1 protein-coding gene is annotated in these 1,274 nt (G+C 60.6%); it reads left to right on the top strand.

The window, feature by feature from the left end; all coding sequences use genetic code 11:
* The first annotated feature begins 66 nt into the window (after positions 1–66).
* Positions 67–1,256, top strand: a protein-coding gene (locus NBH21_RS25950) for an IS3 family transposase (protein WP_252759599.1) whose coding sequence is annotated in 2 segments (ribosomal slippage) — positions 67–316 and positions 316–1,256 — 1,191 coding nt in all. Because the reading frame shifts where the segments join, the coding sequence is not laid out codon by codon here.
* Positions 1,257–1,274 lie beyond the last annotated feature (18 nt).

Below are 1,274 nucleotides of genomic sequence, written 5' to 3'. Positions count from 1 at the left end.
GATGACCTTGCCCCGTTGACATAATCCATTTTGAAGTAAGCTCTGGCCCATTGAGAGGACCAGGGAATGAAGCGCAACCGTTTCACGGACGAACAGATTATCGGCATTCTGAAGGAGCACGAGGCGGGCGCGCCGGTCTCGGAGCTCTGCCGCAAGCACGGCGTCAGCGATGCCAGCATCTACAAGTGGAAGGCCAAATTCGGCGGCATGGACGTGTCCGAAGCCAAGCGGCTGAAGACGCTGGAGGACGAGAACACGAAGCTGAAGCGGCTTCTGGCGGATGCCATGCTCGACAATACAGCTTTGAAAGACCTTTTGGGAAAGAAGTGGTGACGCCCGCAGCAGAGCGGCGAGCTGTCGCGCATCTGATGGACCAACATCGGATGAGCGAACGGCGGGCGTGTAAAGCCATCGGCGTTTGCCGGATGACGATCCGTTATGAAACCAGCCGCAGCGACGACCATGACCTTCGCGAGCGAATGAAGGCGTTGGCGCATGAACGCCGCCGCTTCGGCTATCGACGTATTCATGTGCTTCTCCGGCGTGAGGGCCACCTTGTGAACCACAAGAGGCTCTTCCGGCTCTATCGGGAGGAGAAGCTGACGGTGCGCAAGCGTGGCGGTCGCAAGCGGGCGACCGGCCCACGCGCCCCGATGCTGATCCCGATGGCAGCCAATGATCGGTGGTCCCTGGACTTCGTGTCGGATCAACTCACCGATGGCCGCCGGTTCCGGGTGCTGACGGTCGTCGACGATTGCACGCGAGAATGCCTGGGCCTCGTCGCCGACACATCGCTTTCCGGCCTGCGGGTTGCTCGTGAGCTCGACCGGATCATCGAGGAGCGCGGCAAGCCCAGAATGATCGTCAGTGACAACGGCAGCGAGTTCACCAGCAACGCGATCCTGCAGTGGACGGACCGAGCCAAGGTGGAATGGCACTACATCGCGCCGGGCAAGCCGATCCAGAACGCCTTCATCGAAAGCTTCAACGGGCGACTGCGAGACGAGCTCTTGAATGAAACGCTCTTCTCGTCACTGACCCATGCCCGGTCAGCGCTTTCAAACTGGCGCAGCGATTACAACGATCACCGACCACACTCAGGCCTCGGCTGGCTGACACCTGCCGAGTTCGCTCAGACCATCAACCCGCGACGGGATGCGGTGCTGCACACCCGAAAGGGCTCCGCACCGCACCCCGCCGCTACCGCCACAAACACAACAACCCAAAACCGCTGGAGCGAACTCAAAACTGGATAAAACTTGGGGGCAAGGTCA

Origin of the sequence: Ciceribacter sichuanensis, assembly GCF_024055605.1 — a bacterium.
Taxonomy (GTDB): domain Bacteria; phylum Pseudomonadota; class Alphaproteobacteria; order Rhizobiales; family Rhizobiaceae; genus Allorhizobium; species Allorhizobium sichuanense.
The sequence above is the reverse complement of the archived record's forward strand: the minus strand, read 5'-3'. Positions and strand labels throughout refer to the sequence as shown.